This window comes from Bradyrhizobium sp. 27S5 (assembly GCF_037217225.1).
Taxonomy (GTDB): domain Bacteria; phylum Pseudomonadota; class Alphaproteobacteria; order Rhizobiales; family Xanthobacteraceae; genus Bradyrhizobium; species Bradyrhizobium septentrionale.
In genome coordinates this window covers 7,528,490-7,544,680 of record NZ_CP147714.1, presented here as the reverse complement: position 1 = coordinate 7,544,680, position 16,191 = coordinate 7,528,490, and the positions used below count along the sequence as shown (strand labels likewise).

Below are 16,191 nucleotides of genomic sequence, written 5' to 3'. Positions count from 1 at the left end.
ACGGATTTACGACTGCCGGAAGCCCATCCGGAACGCGCCCCAGTGGCGGCCGTGCACGACGATCGGCGACGACACATCCTTCATCAGCACGAAATTGCCGCCGCCCATGTCGCGGCGGTAGGTCTGCAGCAGGAACGGCTTTGTATTGGCTGCGACCTTGCTCACCGCGCGGTCGTTGAACAGGCGGCGGTTGCGGCAATTGGCGTTGTTCCAGACCGGGTCGGGCCCCTGCGGCAGCCGGTAGTTCGGATTGTGGGTCGGCAGATAGCCGCCGCGCGCCCAGGCGACGCAGAACACGATGCGCGGATCGGTCTTCTGGATCGGGTCCTGGATCGCCGGCAGCACGCGGTCGGTGAAGCTGACATAGTTGGTGAGATATTGCTTCGGATTGGAACCCGCGATCTCGCGGTAGTTCTCGTCCATCAACTGCGCAAGCGTGATCTCGCCGCGCGCGACGGCATTCTCGAACAGCTCGGAAATCTGCTTCGCGGTGTCGATCACGACGCGGATCAGCGGCGCGTCACTGGTCTCCACGCCGCTGTCGGCGATGGTCACGATCAGGCTCTCGGACAGCTCGAGCAGCTTCGCGACGCGGCCGTCGGCGTGCTTGAGGTCGCGCGACGAGAGATCGACGCCCTTGGCGAGCTCGTTCAGCTCCGCGATCACGGTGTCGCAATGACCGAGATTGGAGGTCGCGGCGCGCGCGACGTTGTCGATCTCGGCACCGACAGATGAAAAGCCTTCCTGCACCCGCATGATGATGCCGGATATCTGCTGGGCGCCTTCGCCGGCGCTCTTGGCGCGCAGCGAGGCGTCGCTGCTCTCGCCGATCAGGCTGCCGATCTGGCCGTCGAGATCGCGCACGGTGTCGGAGATCTGATGCGTCGCCTGGCGGGTCGCCTCCGCGAGGCTCTTCACCTCGCTCGCGACCACGGCAAAGCCGCGGCCGGCGGTGCCGGCGCGCGCCGCCTCGATCGTGGCATTGAGCGCGAGCAGATTGGTCTGCTTGGCGATCGCCTCGATCGAACCGGAAACCTTGGCGACCTGGCTCAGCGCGGAGCCGACCGCGGCAAGCCGCGCCTCGATCCGCGCGACCGCGGCGACGAGTTCGGAGATGTGGCTGACCGCAGTGTCCACCGCATGGCGCGACTCCGCGATCTGGCCGACCGCGGCGGACGCGGTCGATTGCACCGCCTGCGATGCGTTGGCGATGTCGTGATTGGCCGAGACCATCGTCTCGGCCGTCGCCTGCAAATGATGGAACCGCTCCGACTGGTTGGTGACGCGGTTGGCGACCTCCTGGACGTTGCCGGCGATGTCGGCGAGTTCCACTCCGAGGCCGCCGATGCGGTCGGCAAGCTGGTCAACGAGCCGTTCGGCCAGCGTCCGGTTCGATGAGGTGTCCAGAACTGCAAGCTGCACGGCCGACATATCAGCGCTTCCTCTATCCCAGCGGTCGGTTGAGCCGCCGCAGCATTCCCCATTTCAATCTAAAACGTGATTCGCGCCGCCGGTCTTGCCTGAGCGTGCACTCCGTAGCCCGGATGCAGCGCAGCGAAATCCGGGATTCCCGCCCGTGGGCACGCTCGTCCCGGATTACGCTTCGCCGCATCCGGGCTACAGAAATTCCAATCAAAGCTTGTAGGCGGTGCGGAAGCCGCCCCAGTGCCGGCCGCGGACGCGAATCGGCACGTCGATCTCGCGCATCATCACGGTTGTGCCGTTGCCCATGTCGCGCGCATAGCTCTGCACCAGATAGGCGCGCTGATTGTGCGCGGCGGCGAGGCCCGCGGGATCGTTGAAGATGCGGCGATTGCGGCAATTGGCGGTGTTGTAGGCGACATCGCCCGGCCGCTGCGGATGCGAGTAGATCTTGTTGTGGACCGGCAGATAGCCGTTCCGGTCGACCGTCGCGCAGAACGCCAGCCGCTTGTCCTTGGCGAGGAACGCCTCGAGCAGAGCGGGCAGCGCGCGATCCGCCCAATCCAGCATCCTTGTGCGGTATTGCGCCGGATTGGTGCCGGAAATTTCGACGTAGTCGGTGTCGAACATGTCGTCGATCGTGATCGCGCCGCTCGCAAGGCCGCTCTCGAAAACCTTGGTCAGCGCCGTGCCTGCTTCCATCGCGCGGGTGATCAGTTCGGCGTTCTCCTCGTGGATCGCCCACATCCGGTCTTCGATCGTCTCGCGCAGCGCGGCGGTCGGTGCCTCGAAACGCGCCTGCGCGCCGGCCTTGGTACGGTCGCCGATCCTGATCCGGCACGCGCCGATATCCTGCAAGGTCCCAATCAGGGTCTCATGGGCCGGCAGTCTGTCGGCATCGGGCCCGCCGATCAGGACGCCATCCATCGCGATCTCGTAGACCGGCGCGGTGATGATTCCGCGCCCGGTCGTGATCTCGATCCTGAGGCTGCAGGGCAGGCGCTCGTTCTGGCGCGGGTCGTCGCGCTCGTCCTGGCGCAGCAGCACCGCGCAGCGCGCCTTCAGCTTCTGGGCGAAAGCGGTCACGGCCTTGCCGGCTTTCGCAACATTGTCGCCATGCGCGGCGGCTTCGCATGTCGCAGAGTCGATCTCGCCGGCGCTGGTGCCGACCGAGACGATGAAACTGGAGGCGGAGGCCGCGTTCTGGCCCATCTCGCCGGTGATCGCATTCTGCTCGGCGACCGCGCCGTTGACGTTCTCGAACACCGGGCGGATCGCCTCGATCGCCTGCGAGATGCGGTGCACGGCGTCGGCCGATCCGGTGGCATCCTTCTGCAGCGCCTCGATCTTCCTCGTGATCTCCTCGGTCGCGCTCTGGGTCTGCACCGCCAGCGCCTTGACCTCGGTGGCGACAACCGCAAAGCCCTTGCCGGCCGCGCCGGCGCGCGCCGCCTCGATGGTCGAGTTGAGCGCCAGCAGCGTGGTCTGCCGCGCGATCTGCGCGATCAGGTTGACGACGTTGCCGATCGCGGCCGAGGATTCGCGCAAGCGATCGACATTGGCGGTGGCCTCGCGCGCCGCCGCCGCGGCATCGTCGGCGAGCTGGCTCGCGCTGCGCACCTGCTGGCCGATGCCCTCGGCGGAATGGGTGAATCGGCCGGCAGCTTCCGAGAACGTCGTCGCGGTGTTCTGCGCGTCGCTGCTGCGGCCGCTCAGCGCGTCGGTCCGGGCACGGATGGTCGCAAGCTTGGCGGCCGTCGCTTCGGCGCCGTCGGCGACCGAGCCTGCGGCGCGCTCGAGCTGGCGGATCATCGCGCCGAGCTCGAGTTCCAGCAGTTCGAGGATTTCCCGGGCCGAATCAGTCTCGGTCGAGGAGGGGCTGTCGGGTGCAGCCGCCGCAGTTGGAACCTTCGGCGCGACGGCGGGCGCAGCCGGCTCCGGCACTTGCTTTCGAAACAAACCGAACGCCATGTGGGCTCTGTGGGGGCTGTTGGAAGTTGCCTTGGAAAGTTACGGCGGAACGGGGCGATCTTCGCATCCGGGCGTGAAGTCATGGTTAACAAGTGCCTCATATTCCGGGATGCGGTAGTATTCCGGGACCGGACGGCCCCCGCCGATCTTTGATTTTGACCGCCAGGGGCCTATAAGGCCGCGTTTTCCACCCGTTCAGACCCTACGCTTTCGAAGAGACGTCGCATGGCCGGCCATTCCCAATTCAAGAACATCATGCACCGCAAGGGCCGGCAGGATGCCCAGAGGTCGAAGCTTTTCGGCAAATTGGCCCGCGAAATCACCGTGGCGGCCAAGCTCGGCACCCCGGACCCTGCGATGAACCCGCGCCTGCGTGCCGCCGTGGTCGCGGCCCGCGCCGAGAACATGCCCAAGGACAATATCGATCGTGCGATCAAAAAGGCCGCGGGCAACGAGGGCGAGAACTATGACGAGATCCGTTACGAGGGCTATGGCCCCGGCGGCGTCGCCGTCATCGTCGAGGCGCTGACGGATAACCGCAACCGTGCCGCCTCCGACATCCGCTCCTTCTTCACCAAGTCGGGCGGCAATCTCGGCGAAACCGGCTCGGTCGCCTTCATGTTCGACCGCACCGGCATCATCGAATACGACGCCAAGGTCGCCTCCGACGATGCCATGCTGGACGCTGCGATCGAGGCAGGTGCCGACGATGTGGTTTCCAGCGAGGCCGGCCACGAGGTCTACGCCTCGCAGGACACCTTCCGCGAAGTCGCCAAGGCGCTGGAAGCGAAGTTCGGCGAGCCGCGCAAGGCGGCGCTGACCTGGAAGCCGCAGAACACCGTCGCGGTCGACGACGAGACCGGCGAAAAGCTGTTGAAGCTGATGGACCTGCTCAACGAGCACGACGACGTGCAGAACGTGTTCGCCAATTTCGAGGTGTCCGACGCGCTGATCGCGAAGATGGGCGGCTGATCCACTTGTTCCGCTGTCATCGCCCGACTTGATCGGGCGATCCAGTATTCCAGAGACCCGAGTTTGATCCGAGAAGCCGCGGCGTACTGAATCCCCGCTTTCGCGGGGATGACGAGCGAGGCTCGCTGCTACGACCGCGGCAGGGGATGACCCGCCCGTTTGTGTTTCGTTCTCCCGGCGCAGGCGGTATCACTACCCCATGACATCGCAGCCGATTCGCTCTCCCGTCCGCATCATCGGTATCGATCCGGGTCTCCGCCGCACCGGCTGGGGCGTGATCGAGACCGAAGGCAATCGTCTCGTCTATATCGCCTGCGGCTCGGTCGAGCCGCCGGATGATGTGCCGCTGGCGAACCGGCTGCTCGCAATCCATGAGGGGCTGGCCGCCGTGCTCGGCGACTACAAGCCGGCGGAGGCGGCGGTCGAGCAGACCTTCGTCAACAAGGACGGCGTCGCCACGCTGAAGCTCGGCCAGGCCCGCGGGGTCGCCATGCTGGCGCCCGCAATGTTTGGTATCTCGGTCGCCGAATACGCACCGAACCAGGTCAAGAAGACCGTGGTCGGCGCCGGACACGCCGAGAAGAACCAGATCCAGGTGATGCTGAAGATCCTGTTGCCGAAAGCCGAGCCGCGGTCCGCCGACGCCGCCGACGCGCTCGCGGTCGCGATCACCCACGCCCATCACCGCCAGAGCACCGCGCTGCGGCTCAGGGTGGCGAGCCTATGAGGGACTCTTCTGACGTATCGCGAAGTGAGGAGAGCACACTGGTTGGGCTCCCTCCCCCCTTGCGGGGTAGGGGAATCGCATATGGCTCAGGAGGGGTGTTGCCAAGCGGTTGGAACTGGATTCTTTGGGGGTCTCTCGATTGTCGAGGGAGACCCAAATGCGCAAACTCAGGCGCCTGTTTCGACCGCTCAAGGATCCACGCGCCGGCAACACGCGACACGATTTGTTGGAGATCCTCGTCATTGCCTTGGCGGCGACGCTGGCCGGCGCCAAGACCTGCACCGAGTTCGAGTTCTTCGGCAAAGGCCGAGAGCAGCTGTTGCGGAAGTTCCTGGAGCTTGGACACGGTATTCCTAGCCACGACACGTTCAGCAACGTCTTCCGCGTGCTGGACCCGAAGGGTCTGGAAGCGGTTTTGCGTAAGTTCAGCAAGAGCTTCGGCGTCAAGGGCGTGGTCAGCATCGACGGCAAGGCGTTGCGCGGAGCCTTCACGCGTGGCCGGCGGGCTACGCCGCTACATATGGTCAACGTCTGGGCGGCAGGCACGCGCATGGCGTTGGCGCAGAGAAAGGCTCCCAATCGCAACGAGATTGCCGGCGCTCTCGAAGTCCTCGCCCTGCTCGATCTGGATGGTGCTCTTGTCACCGCCGACGCCTTGCATTGCCGGCCCGACACGGCGCAGGCCATCCGCGATCGGAAGGGCCACTATGTATTGGCCATCAAGAGTAATCGCGGCCGGCTCTTCAAAGCCGTCAAGGCGCTGCTCGATACGGCCCGGAAGCCAGCGCGGGCGAGCCAGCGAAGGACATCGGCCCACGGCCGCATCGAGCGCCGGCAGGCCATCGTCGTGCCGGCCCCAGACTTGGCAAAGCAATACAGCTTCCCTGCTATCGCTGTCGTCGGTCGCATCGATAGTTGGCGCGCCAAGGCCGGCAAGACAGCCAAACACACGGCCCGATACTTTCTGGCCTCACGCCGGTTGTCGGCCAAGAAGCTGCTCGAGGCCGTCCGCGCCCACTGGGGTATCGAGAACAACTTGCATTGGGTTCTCGACGTTCTGTTCGACGAAGACGCCTGCCGTAGCCGCAAGGGCCATGCCGCCGAAAATCTTGCCGCCATCCGAAAGCTGGCACTTAACGCTCTACAAGCCACGCCAGGTCCCACGCGCACCAGCCACAAAATGCTCCAGGCCAGATGGAATAACGACTTCCTTCTCTCCGTCCTCGCCCATATGCGATAGCCCTACCTTGCGGGGGAGGGTTGGGGAGAGGGGTAAGCCCCGGGCGACGGTGCGCGATGTGCGACGACGAGGCATCAACGAAGCGCGCGAGACAAGTGAGTGCGGTGCGAGCGTTGTTATGCGTCAGCCAACTGAGCAAGCGGCACCCCTCTCCCTAACCCTCCCCCGCAAGGGGGGAGGGAACCCTTCCGCTGGTGCCTCCCTCACCGAAGTCGAAACGATCGTGCGAGCCACGAGCGCCGAACTTGGGGGGGCGCGATGATCGGCAAGCTCAAGGGCCTGATCGACTCCTACGGCGAGGACTACGTGATCCTCGACGTCGGCGGCGTCGGCTATCAGGTGCATTGCGCGAGCCGCACGCTGCAAGCGTTGCCGTCGCCGGGCGCAGCGGCGGTGCTTTCGATCGAGACCTATGTCCGCGAGGACCAGATCAAACTGTTCGGCTTCCGCTCGGATCTTGAGCGCGAATGGTTTCGCCTGTTGCAGACCGTGCAGGGCGTCGGCGCCAAGGTCGCGCTCGCGGTGCTCGGCACGCTGCCGCCGACAGATTTGGCCAACGCGATCGCGCTGCGCGACAAGGCGGCGGTTGCGCGTACGCCGGGGGTCGGGCCGAAGGTCGCCGAGCGCATCGTCAGCGAATTGAAGGACAAGGCGCCGGGCTTTGCCGATGTCGATCCCGCGGTGGTGCAGCTGTCGGGCGCGATCGACAACAACCGCGCGCCGCGCCCGGTGACGGACGCGATCTCCGCGCTGGTCAATCTCGGTTACGGCCAGCCGCAGGCTGCCGCCGCCATCGCCACCGCCTCGCGCAGCGCCGGTGAGCAGGCCGAGACCGCGCAGCTGATCCGGCTGGGCCTGAAGGAATTGTCGAAGTGAGTGATGCGCCGGAGCGGATTTTTTCTTCACCTCGCCCCGCTTGCGGGGAGAGGTCGGATCGCATCGCAGATGCGATCCGGGTGAGGGGGTACAGGTCTCAACACACACCCTGCTCGCGGATGGAGCCCCCCACCCCGACCCTCTCCCCGCAAGGGCGGGGCGAGGGAGAACAACGATCTCGTGCTAGTTTCGCATCATGAACACGCCCTCGCGCATGGTTTCGCCCGAACGCCGCTCCGATGATGTCGGCGACACCGCGCTGCGTCCGCAGTCGCTGTCGGAATTCGTCGGCCAGGCCCAGGCGCGCAAGAATCTCTCGATCTTCATCGAGGCCGCGAAGAAGCGCGGCGAGGCGCTCGATCATGTGCTGTTCGTCGGTCCCCCGGGCCTCGGCAAGACCACGCTGGCGCAGATCGTCGCGCGCGAGCTCGGCGTCGGCTTTCGTGCCACCTCGGGTCCGGTGATCGCGAAGGCCGGCGATCTCGCCGCGCTGCTCACCAATCTGGAAGAGCGTGACGTGCTGTTCATCGACGAGATCCATCGCCTGAGCCCGGCGGTCGAGGAAGTGCTCTATCCCGCGATGGAGGATTTTCAGCTCGACCTGATCATCGGCGAGGGCCCGGCGGCGCGCTCGGTGAAGATCGAGCTGTCGAAATTCACTTTGGTCGGCGCGACGACGCGCGCGGGCCTGCTCACCAATCCGCTGCGCGACCGCTTCGGGATTCCGATCCGGCTGAATTTCTACACCGAGGACGAGCTGGAGAAGATCGTCACCCGCGGTGCCCGCGTACTCAACATCGGCATGAGCCCTGACGGCGCCAACGAGATCGCGCGCCGCGCCCGCGGCACGCCGAGGATCGCCGGCCGCCTGCTGCGCCGGGTGCGCGACTTTGCCTCCGCGGCGGACGCCGACGCGATTGATCGCGGCATCGCCGACCGCGCGCTGAGTGCGCTCGAGGTCGACAGTGCCGGGCTCGATGCGATGGACCGGCGCTATCTGACCACCATCGCCCTGAACTATGGCGGCGGGCCGGTTGGCGTCGAGACCATGGCGGCGGCACTGTCGGAGCCGCGCGATGCGATCGAGGACATCATCGAGCCCTATCTGATCCAGTGCGGTTATCTGCAGCGTACGCCGCGCGGAAGGCTGCTGACCTCGCATGCCTTCCGTCATCTCGGCCTCGCCGAGCCGAACCGCGATCCCTCGCAGTTCGGCCTGTTCGGCAATAATGGCGACGAGGACTGAGCTGCTCCCGAAGTCGTGAAAAGACGTGTTGGTGCAGCGCATCGCGCAGCCGGGTAACCTTGCCCGCTAACCCTTGCGAAGTCTCTGCAGGCCGTCTGCACAAACGCGGCCCAATTCCGCTCCAATCAAAGGGCTTATGATTGGTCGGAGCGTTTCCAGGAAGCGTCAGGCATCACCGATCAAACGTCCATGATTTCACGTCGTCATTTGCTTCGCGGGTTCGGCGGATTGACCGCCGTCACCGCCTCGACCGCGGCCTACGGCCTGAGCGAGCCGGTCGTCCGGCTCACCCTCACGCGTTACGATCTGTCGCCGCGGCAATGGCCGGCGGACTTTCCGCTCAAGATTGCCGTGCTCGCCGACATCCACGCCTGCGATCCCTGGATGTCGCTCAATCGTATCGAGACAATCGTCGAGCACACCAATGCGTTGAACGCCGACATCATCGTTTTGCTTGGCGACTATGTCGCGGGGCTGCGTCACGTCACGCGGTTCATTCCGGCCTCCGAATGGGCTGCGGTGCTAAAGGGCCTGAAGGCGCCGCTCGGCGTGCATGCCGTGCTCGGCAATCACGACTATTGGGAAGACAAGGCGGTACAGCGTCTGGGGCAGGGCACACCGGTCGCGCGCCGTGCGCTGGAGCGGGCCGGCATCCCGGTCTATGAGAACGACGTGGTGCGGCTCGTCAAGGACGGCCGTGCGTTCTGGCTCGCCGGCCTTGGCGACCAGCTCGCCTATCTGCCGGCGCGGCGCTATCGCGAGGTCCGGCGCATCGGCGTCGACGATCTCAACGCGACGCTTGCAAAGGTCACCGACGACGCGCCGGTGATCCTGCTCGCGCATGAGCCCGACGTTGCGCTTCGCGTGCCCTCGCGCGTCGCGTTGCAACTGTCGGGCCACACCCATGGCGGCCAGATCCGGCTGCTCGGCTGGTCGCCGGCGGTGCCGGTCAAGCATGGCATGCGGCTCGCCTATGGCCATCTGAAGCTGAAATGCGACGTCGTCGTCTCCGGCGGCCTCGGCTGCAGCATCATGCCGTTCCGCCTCGGCGTGCCGCCCGAGATCGTGCAGGTGACGCTCGGCGCCAAGGGGCCGGTGGTGTCCTGACGAGCCCGGCCGTGCACTCACAAAGGCGCGGACGTCGGCGTTTGGAGATCAGGGTGCATGGGAAGTTCCTTGAAACGCGGCATCCTTTAGCGAGGTACGCACGTTCGTCACCCAAACGGGTGTTGTGCACCCACGCCGACCTCGGCGCGTGACAACAGCAGCCCGCTCCTGTAAAAACATTAAGCCCGATGCCGCGGGAAGGAGGTGCCCTGTGAAACGCAGGATGACAGCCGTCCTGCTGGCGGACGTCGTTGGCTACAGTTGGCTCATGTCGACCGACGAGGACGCCACACACGTGATGCTGGCCGAATGTTTCGGCGGCCTGATCGAACCCAAAGTTTCCGAGCATGGTGGTCGCCTTATACGATCCAGCGGCGATGGATTGCTTGTCGAATTTGGCAGCGCTCTGGATGCCGTACGTTGCGGTATCGAAATTCAGCAGGAATTGAGCAAGCGCAATGCCGGTGCCGCCCCCGAGCGCCGCTTCCAAATGCGCATCGGCGTAAACGCCGGTGACGTCATTTTCGACGAGCGCGATATCTACGGAAATAGCGTCAATATTGCGGCACGGCTAGAGACTCTCGCCGAGCCGGGCGAGCTATTTGTTACCAATACTGTTCGGGATCAGCTCCTGGGTCATCCGGACCTCGCATTTGAGGACAGAGGCCGCCACCGGCTCAAGAACATTGACCCTCCGATTCAGGTCTTTCGGGTCACCCAGGCCCAGGAGCAAGACAAATCCCTCCTGGGGCGAATGCGTCTCGCCGCGCGCCGAGTTGTCGCGCTTCCTCCGATGCGTCGTCCGGTGGTCGCTGCATTTGCAGTCTTATTAGCCATCGCGACGATTGTGGGCACACTGCCGCTTTGGCATGGCCAAAAAGCGCAGTCTGCTCAAGCTTCCATCATGGTCATGCCGTTTCGCAGCATGAGCAATGATCCGCAGGAGGGCTATTTCGCCGACGCGGTCACCGATGATCTAACCACGCACCTTTCCCGCTTGGCTGATACCGTGGTGATTGCGCGTGCAACGGCTTTCACTTACAAAGGGAAAGATATCGACCCTCGACAAATCGGACAGGACTGCGACGTTCGATATCTCTTGGAAGGCAGCATCCGGAAAGTCGGTACCAAGGTGCAAGCTAACGCGCACCTGGTAGATGCGCGTTCCGCCACGGCTATTTGGGCGGATCAATTTGATACGGATGTTACAGACCTTTTCGAATTGCAGGAAGTTGTAACTGGTCGAATCGCATCGTCACTCGGACTTCAACTGGTCAAGGCCGAGAGCCGCCGACGTAATCGATCGGGAGATTCCAATGCGATTGATATGAGGTTACGCGCCATGGCTATTCTCATTGAATCGATTACTCCGCAGCACAATCTTATCGCACGCAAGTATCTTCAGGATTCTCTGCAGCTCAGCCCGCAATCGGCCATCGCCTGGAGCCAACTGGCAGATGTCTTGATGCGTGACTATTTGAATCGCTGGAACGAAGCTGCTGGAACGGATTCCAACGCACGAATTGAGCTGCTGAGCCAGGCCGAGCACGCGCTGCAACAGGCATTCAGTCTCGACCCGACCATTGCTCTGAGCCACATGGATGATGGCTTTATTCGCCGTGCGAAGGGGGATCATCAAGGAGCCCTGGACGCTTTCGAACGGGCGCTTGCCCTCGATCCCAATCTTGCCCTCGCATATGCTCAAAAGGCCAATCAACTTGTCCTGACGGGGCGTCCCAAGGAAGCGCCTCCGCTGGTGTTGAAGGCGATCAGACTCAGTCCTCGCGATCCTGCCAGGAGTGTATTTTCCTGGGTCCTGGGGCGCGCGTACTTCGCGATGGGAAACTACGACGATGCAATTGTCTGGCTTCGTAGAGCGGTTGAGGAGAGACGCACGGTTTGGTTCAGTCGCGCGCATTTGGTGAGCGCCTTTGCGCTGGCCGGAAAGCAAACCGAAGCGGTCGACGAGCTGAATGATTTCAACAGCGCGCTGCCGGGTTACACACTGGCGCGTATCCGCGACATCTATTCCCAGGAAATTCCAAATCAGCATCTGGCGTTTCAGAGTACCTTGAATGAACTCTTTAAGGGATTGCAGCAGGCGGGAATGAAATAATCGCAGTCGATCGACAAGGTCGGCTCATCGGTACTCATTTCGCTCGCGGCGCAACGAGCGCTGTCCAGCGCAGCACCCGAGGGATGATTGCGGGTAGGGTGCCGGGCGGACATCTCTGCATGTGGTCGCTGGTGCGGTGCTCCGCCATATCAAGCCTGCACGCTCAGCTAAGCCCGAATTTGAGGATTTGACCAGCCGATATCAGGAGACATCCAATGCTTCAGATATCATGTCGGAAACTTTGCACTGTGGTGTCAGTTGGCGCCTTGTCGGCAGTGTTCGCTTCGGCGCAACCAATCTCGTCGCCGGTGCATGCGAAGACTCTCATTGCGGTGATGCATTCCGATCTGCGCATTCTCGACCCGGGCTTCACCGGGGCGTATATCACGCGCGATCACGGCTACATGATCTTTGACACTTTGCTCGCCACCGACTCTAGCTTCAAGATCCAGCCTCAGATGGCGGATTGGAAGGTCTCCGACGACAAGCTCACCTACACCTTCACCCTCCGCGACGGACTTAAATGGCATGACGGCAGCCCGGTCACCGCGGAAGACTGCGTTGCGTCGCTCAAGCGCTGGAGCAAGAACGAGACCATGGGCCAGACGCTCATGGACTTCACAGCCAGCATTGAGGCCACTGACGACAGAACCATCACGCTGAAACTGAAAGAGCCTTACGGGTTGGTGCTGGAATCGATTGGAAAACCTTCATCGATTGTTCCGTTTATGATGCCCAAGCGTCTGGCCGAAACGCCGCCGGGCCAGCAAATCAAGGAGCAGATCGGCTCCGGTCCCTTCAAGTTCGTTCAGTCTGAATTCCAGCCTGGCGTAAAGGCCGTCTATGAGAAAAACACGGACTACGTTCCGCGCAAGGAGCCGCCGAACTGGACGTCGGGCGGCAAGGTCGTGAAGGTCGATCGGGTCGAATGGATCAGGATGCCAGATGCACAGACCGCCGTGAACGCGCTGCAATCCGGCGACATCGACTTCGTGGAGAATATTCCCTTCGATCTCGTGACGAAGTTGGCGGCCAACAAGGACTTGAAGCTTGAGACCCTGGACAAGCATGGCTTCCAGATCGTCGGACGCATGAATTTTCTTTACCCGCCGTTCGATAACGTGCTGGTGCGCCGCGCGGCGTTGCTGGCGCTGAACCAGAAGGACGTGCTGGACGCATTGGTTGGCAATTCAGAATACTACCGGGTATGTGGCGCGGTTTTCGGTTGTGACACGCCGCTGGCCACCGACGCCGGCTCGGATTCGCTGGTGAAAGGCAATGGCATCGCACAAGCGACGAAGCTCCTTGCCGAGTCCGGCTACGACGGCACGCCTGTTGTGATCATGGCGCCCGGTGACGTCCTGGTTTTCAAGGCACAGCCGATCGTCGCGGCGCAACTGCTGCGTAGGGCTGGGTTCAACGTGGACCTCCAGGCGACCGATTGGCAAACAGTGGTCTCCCGTCGCGCCAGCCAGAAGCCGCCCAAAGAGGGCGGTTGGAACTTGTTTTTCACCAACTTCATCATTGCCGATGTGGTGGACCCCGTCGTCAACATATTGGTCAACGGTCGAGGCAGGAACGGTGGTTGGTTTGGTTGGCCGGAATCGGCCCGGCTTGAAGGTCTGAAAGACCAGTTCGTGCGTGCATCCACGCCGGCCGAGCAGAAGAAGATCGCCGCAGATATCCAGGCGGTCGTCTATGACCAGGTGATCTATGTCCCCCTCGGGCAGTGGCGCGGGGTCGGCGCGTGGCGAAAATCGCTCTCGGGCGTGCTTGACGGCCCTGCCACGCCGATCTTCTGGAACGTCGACAAGTCGGAGTGAAGCACGGATATTATGGTTTCGTGTTCGTTGCACGATGAGGCAATCGAAGTTAGTTGCGGCCGTCGTTACGTGGGCCGTTGATCAAGGGCTGCATTGCATTCTATTTGGTAGAGACGGATTGGATCGTGATCGTTCGAGTTCTCGACGGTGGCGGAGATATTGAGCGCGAGTTTTCCAGATGACCTTACCCCATATCGACGGCGCGATCCGCGATGGCCGCCACCATATGCAAGTCCGCGTCTATTACGAGGACACCGACTTTTCCGGCATCGTCTACCACGCCAATTATTTGCGCTTCATGGAGCGCGGGCGCACCAATCATCTCCGGTTGATGGGCGCCGAGCAGAACGCGCTGTTCGAGGAGGCGCAAGAGGAGACCGGCGGCTTCGCCTTTGTCGTGCGCTCGATGACGCTCGACTTCCTCAAGCCCGCGCGGATGGACGACATGCTCGACATCGTGACCTGGCCGATCGCGGTGAAGGGCGCCTCGATCATGCTCGCGCAGGAGGTCAGGCGCGGCGATGACGTGCTTGTGAAGGCACAGGTGCGCGTTGCCTTCGTCAGTCAGGGCAGGGCACAGCCTATACCGAAGAGCATCCGCACACTGATGAAGGCCGATATGGCCTAACTATTGACCGATCGGAAATGCCCCATCGACTCTGCGCGGCGGGGCGATAGATTTGCGCGACAAACAACCGCGAGGGATCGCCGATGTCACGTCCGCCGCTGCCGCCTTTCACCCGCGAGACCGCCGCGCAGAAGGCGCGCATGGCGGAGGATGCCTGGAATTCGCGCGACCCCGTTCGGGTTGCCGGCGCCTATACCGAGGACAGCCGCTGGCGTAACCGCTCCGAGGTGTTCGGGGGACGCGAGGCGATCGTGGCCTTCCTGACCCGCAAATGGGAGAAGGAACTGGAGTATCGCCTGATCAAGGATCTCTGGGCGTTCGACGGCAACCGCATCGCGGTGCGCTTCCAGTACGAATGGCACGACGCCGCCGGCAACTGGTTTCGCTCCTACGGCAACGAGCAGTGGGAGTTCGACGAGCACGGCCTGATGCGTCGCCGCGAGGCCTCGATCAACGACATCGCGATCTCAGAGAAGGACCGCCGCTTCCATTGGCCCGCGCCGGGCCCGCGTCCGGCCGATGTGCCGGGACTGGGGCAGGAGCCGTTCTGATTGCGGCGTAGATGGGGTAACGGGCCGGCCGCCCGCTCGCTACGGCGCGATTTGGAAGCGCGCTCGCGAGCGGCCTGTTGGTTGGAAGGCGGTCGTCCCTCAAACTGATGGTGTCAATAAACGGAGTCGGGCAAGCCCGCTCCAAGCATCATTAAGGGACGACCATGTACCACTATGCAGGAATCGACGTGTCTTTGGAATGCTCGAGCGTCTGCCTTGTCGATGGGACAGGTAAGATTTTGCGCGAGGCGAGGGTTGCGAGTGAGCCGGAGGCCTTGATCACCTGGTTGCGGTCGCTGGGGTTGGTGCTGGAACGGATCGGGCTGGAGGCTGGTCCGCTGTCGCAATGGCTCTACGCAGCGATGCGGGATGCGGGCCTGGCAGTCGAACTGTTGGAGACGCGGCACGTCCGCGATGCCTTCAAGGCGATGCCGGTGAAGTCGGACCGCAACGATGCCCGCGGGATCGCGCAACTGATGCGGCTGGGCTGGTTCCGGCCGGTGCACTGCAAGTCGATCGAAGCGCAGGAGACGCGGGCGGTTCTGACGGCACGCAAGCTGCTGCAGTCCAAGCTGCGCGACATCGAGAACAGCCTGCGCGGCGTGCTCCGCGGCTTCGGTCTGAAGGTCGGCACGACCACCGAGCGCACGTTCGCCGAACGCATCCGGGAGCTCGTAGCGGGCCATCCCGGACTTGAGATCGTGGCACAGGCGCTGCTCGAAGCCCACGCCGTGCTGCGGCGCGAGTTCAATGGCCTGGATAAGCACACCCAAAAGCTCGCCAGGTCGCACCCTCAAGCCCGCCTCCTGATGACGACACCGTCCGTCGGCCCGATCGTGGCGCTTACCTACGCCGCGGCGGTCGACGACCCGAAGCGCTTCCGGTCCTCGAAGGCGACGGGAGCGCATTTTGGCCTCACCCCGAAGAAGTACCAATCGGGCGAAACCGACTATACCGGCCGCATCAGCAAGATCGGCGATGCCTCCGTGCGCGAGGCGCTCTATCAGGCGGCTCACGTCATGCTGACCAAGCCGGTCAGGAACTGCTCGGCGCTGAAAGGCTGGGCGATGCGGATCGCCCGGCGCGCAGGCCTGCGCAAGGCCAAGGTGGCGCTCGCACGCAAGCTCGCCGTCGTTCTGCATCGCATGCTCGCCGACGCCAAACCGTTCAACCCGATGGCCAAGGCCTCGGCAACCTAAGCAAGGAGCAGCAATCGGTTCTGGGCGGGCCACGACACCAGGCTCTCCCTGAGCGAGGTCCCTGCGCCGGGACGATGGATCCGGTCAGGCCGCCATCCGGGAAGTGGCTCACAACCACGCTTCCGTAGATTGGCCGGCCGGCTCCTCAATGCACCCCATCAGGCGACGGCCTTCGCGCCGATCCCGTACAGAAGCAAGTGCCCGGCGAGTGGATCACGCAAAAAGGGATTGACTTACAAAGGCCCGTTACAGAAGCCCGGATGAAGCCAAGCGAAATCCGGGACAGTCTCACCTGTGGCACGATTGATCCCGG

At 63.4% G+C, this 16,191-nt stretch carries 13 protein-coding genes; 11 read left to right on the top strand and 2 right to left on the bottom strand.

The window, feature by feature from the left end:
• Positions 1-6: 6 nt before the first annotated feature.
• Positions 7-1,431 carry a methyl-accepting chemotaxis protein gene (locus tag WDM24_RS35615; RefSeq protein ID WP_166298967.1) on the bottom strand — a complete coding sequence of 475 codons (1,425 nt, stop codon included), beginning with the start codon at positions 1,429-1,431 and terminating at the stop codon, positions 7-9.
• Positions 1,432-1,632: 201 nt separating this feature from the next.
• Positions 1,633-3,393 (bottom strand): methyl-accepting chemotaxis protein, encoded by a 1,761-nt coding sequence (locus tag WDM24_RS35610; protein WP_338829078.1) that lies wholly within the window; start codon positions 3,391-3,393, stop codon positions 1,633-1,635.
• 225 nt (positions 3,394-3,618) lie between these two features.
• Here WDM24_RS35610 and WDM24_RS35605 point away from each other — a divergent pair, with 225 nt between their 5' ends.
• The 11 genes from WDM24_RS35605 (at position 3,619) to WDM24_RS35555 (ending at position 15,878) form a co-directional block, all read left to right on the top strand.
• Positions 3,619-4,365 carry a YebC/PmpR family DNA-binding transcriptional regulator gene (locus WDM24_RS35605; protein ID WP_338692111.1) on the top strand — a complete coding sequence of 249 codons (747 nt, stop codon included), beginning with the start codon at positions 3,619-3,621 and terminating at the stop codon, positions 4,363-4,365.
• 199 nt (positions 4,366-4,564) lie between these two features.
• Entirely contained in the window at positions 4,565-5,092 is a 528-nt protein-coding gene (gene ruvC / locus WDM24_RS35600; RefSeq protein WP_338692110.1) for a crossover junction endodeoxyribonuclease RuvC, read from the top strand.
• Between the two features lie 157 nt (positions 5,093-5,249).
• Entirely contained in the window at positions 5,250-6,332 is a 1,083-nt protein-coding gene (locus tag WDM24_RS35595) for an ISAs1 family transposase (protein WP_338821920.1), read from the top strand.
• A gap of 258 nt (positions 6,333-6,590) precedes the next feature.
• On the top strand, positions 6,591-7,208 hold the full coding sequence (ruvA, locus tag WDM24_RS35590; protein ID WP_338829077.1) for a Holliday junction branch migration protein RuvA: 618 nt from the start codon (positions 6,591-6,593) through the stop codon (positions 7,206-7,208).
• Between the two features lie 196 nt (positions 7,209-7,404).
• A complete protein-coding gene (ruvB, locus tag WDM24_RS35585; protein WP_338829076.1) occupies positions 7,405-8,454 on the top strand; it encodes a Holliday junction branch migration DNA helicase RuvB in 1,050 nt (349 codons plus the stop codon).
• A gap of 189 nt (positions 8,455-8,643) precedes the next feature.
• A complete protein-coding gene (locus WDM24_RS35580; protein ID WP_166298961.1) occupies positions 8,644-9,561 on the top strand; it encodes a metallophosphoesterase in 918 nt (305 codons plus the stop codon).
• Between the two features lie 223 nt (positions 9,562-9,784).
• Positions 9,785-11,677 carry an adenylate/guanylate cyclase domain-containing protein gene (locus WDM24_RS35575; protein ID WP_338829074.1) on the top strand — a complete coding sequence of 631 codons (1,893 nt, stop codon included), beginning with the start codon at positions 9,785-9,787 and terminating at the stop codon, positions 11,675-11,677.
• A gap of 215 nt (positions 11,678-11,892) precedes the next feature.
• On the top strand, positions 11,893-13,500 hold the full coding sequence (locus tag WDM24_RS35570) for an ABC transporter substrate-binding protein (protein WP_338829073.1): 1,608 nt from the start codon (positions 11,893-11,895) through the stop codon (positions 13,498-13,500).
• A gap of 178 nt (positions 13,501-13,678) precedes the next feature.
• A complete protein-coding gene (ybgC, locus tag WDM24_RS35565; protein WP_338829072.1) occupies positions 13,679-14,128 on the top strand; it encodes a tol-pal system-associated acyl-CoA thioesterase in 450 nt (149 codons plus the stop codon).
• An 83-nt stretch (positions 14,129-14,211) separates the two neighbouring features.
• On the top strand, positions 14,212-14,679 hold the full coding sequence (locus tag WDM24_RS35560) for a nuclear transport factor 2 family protein (RefSeq protein ID WP_338829071.1): 468 nt from the start codon (positions 14,212-14,214) through the stop codon (positions 14,677-14,679).
• A gap of 164 nt (positions 14,680-14,843) precedes the next feature.
• A complete protein-coding gene (locus WDM24_RS35555) occupies positions 14,844-15,878 on the top strand; it encodes an IS110 family transposase (RefSeq protein WP_338826979.1) in 1,035 nt (344 codons plus the stop codon).
• Positions 15,879-16,191 lie beyond the last annotated feature (313 nt).

Bases quoted from the DNA above. Each gene is read 5' to 3' on its own strand.
- WDM24_RS35560 (WP_338829071.1), top strand. From the start codon at position 14,212: ATGTCACGTCCGCCGCTGCCGCCTTTCACCCGCGAGACCGCCGCGCAG.
- ruvA (WP_338829077.1), top strand. From the start codon at position 6,591: ATGATCGGCAAGCTCAAGGGCCTGATCGACTCCTACGGCGAGGACTAC.
- WDM24_RS35555 (WP_338826979.1), top strand. From the start codon at position 14,844: ATGTACCACTATGCAGGAATCGACGTGTCTTTGGAATGCTCGAGCGTC.
- WDM24_RS35575 (WP_338829074.1), top strand. From the start codon at position 9,785: ATGACAGCCGTCCTGCTGGCGGACGTCGTTGGCTACAGTTGGCTCATG.
- WDM24_RS35570 (WP_338829073.1), top strand. From the start codon at position 11,893: ATGCTTCAGATATCATGTCGGAAACTTTGCACTGTGGTGTCAGTTGGC.
- ruvB (WP_338829076.1), top strand. From the start codon at position 7,405: ATGAACACGCCCTCGCGCATGGTTTCGCCCGAACGCCGCTCCGATGAT.
- ybgC (WP_338829072.1), top strand. From the start codon at position 13,679: ATGACCTTACCCCATATCGACGGCGCGATCCGCGATGGCCGCCACCAT.
- ruvC (WP_338692110.1), top strand. From the start codon at position 4,565: ATGACATCGCAGCCGATTCGCTCTCCCGTCCGCATCATCGGTATCGAT.
- WDM24_RS35615 (WP_166298967.1), bottom strand. From the start codon at position 1,431: ATGTCGGCCGTGCAGCTTGCAGTTCTGGACACCTCATCGAACCGGACG.
- WDM24_RS35595 (WP_338821920.1), top strand. From the start codon at position 5,250: ATGCGCAAACTCAGGCGCCTGTTTCGACCGCTCAAGGATCCACGCGCC.
- WDM24_RS35580 (WP_166298961.1), top strand. From the start codon at position 8,644: ATGATTTCACGTCGTCATTTGCTTCGCGGGTTCGGCGGATTGACCGCC.
- WDM24_RS35610 (WP_338829078.1), bottom strand. From the start codon at position 3,393: ATGGCGTTCGGTTTGTTTCGAAAGCAAGTGCCGGAGCCGGCTGCGCCC.
- WDM24_RS35605 (WP_338692111.1), top strand. From the start codon at position 3,619: ATGGCCGGCCATTCCCAATTCAAGAACATCATGCACCGCAAGGGCCGG.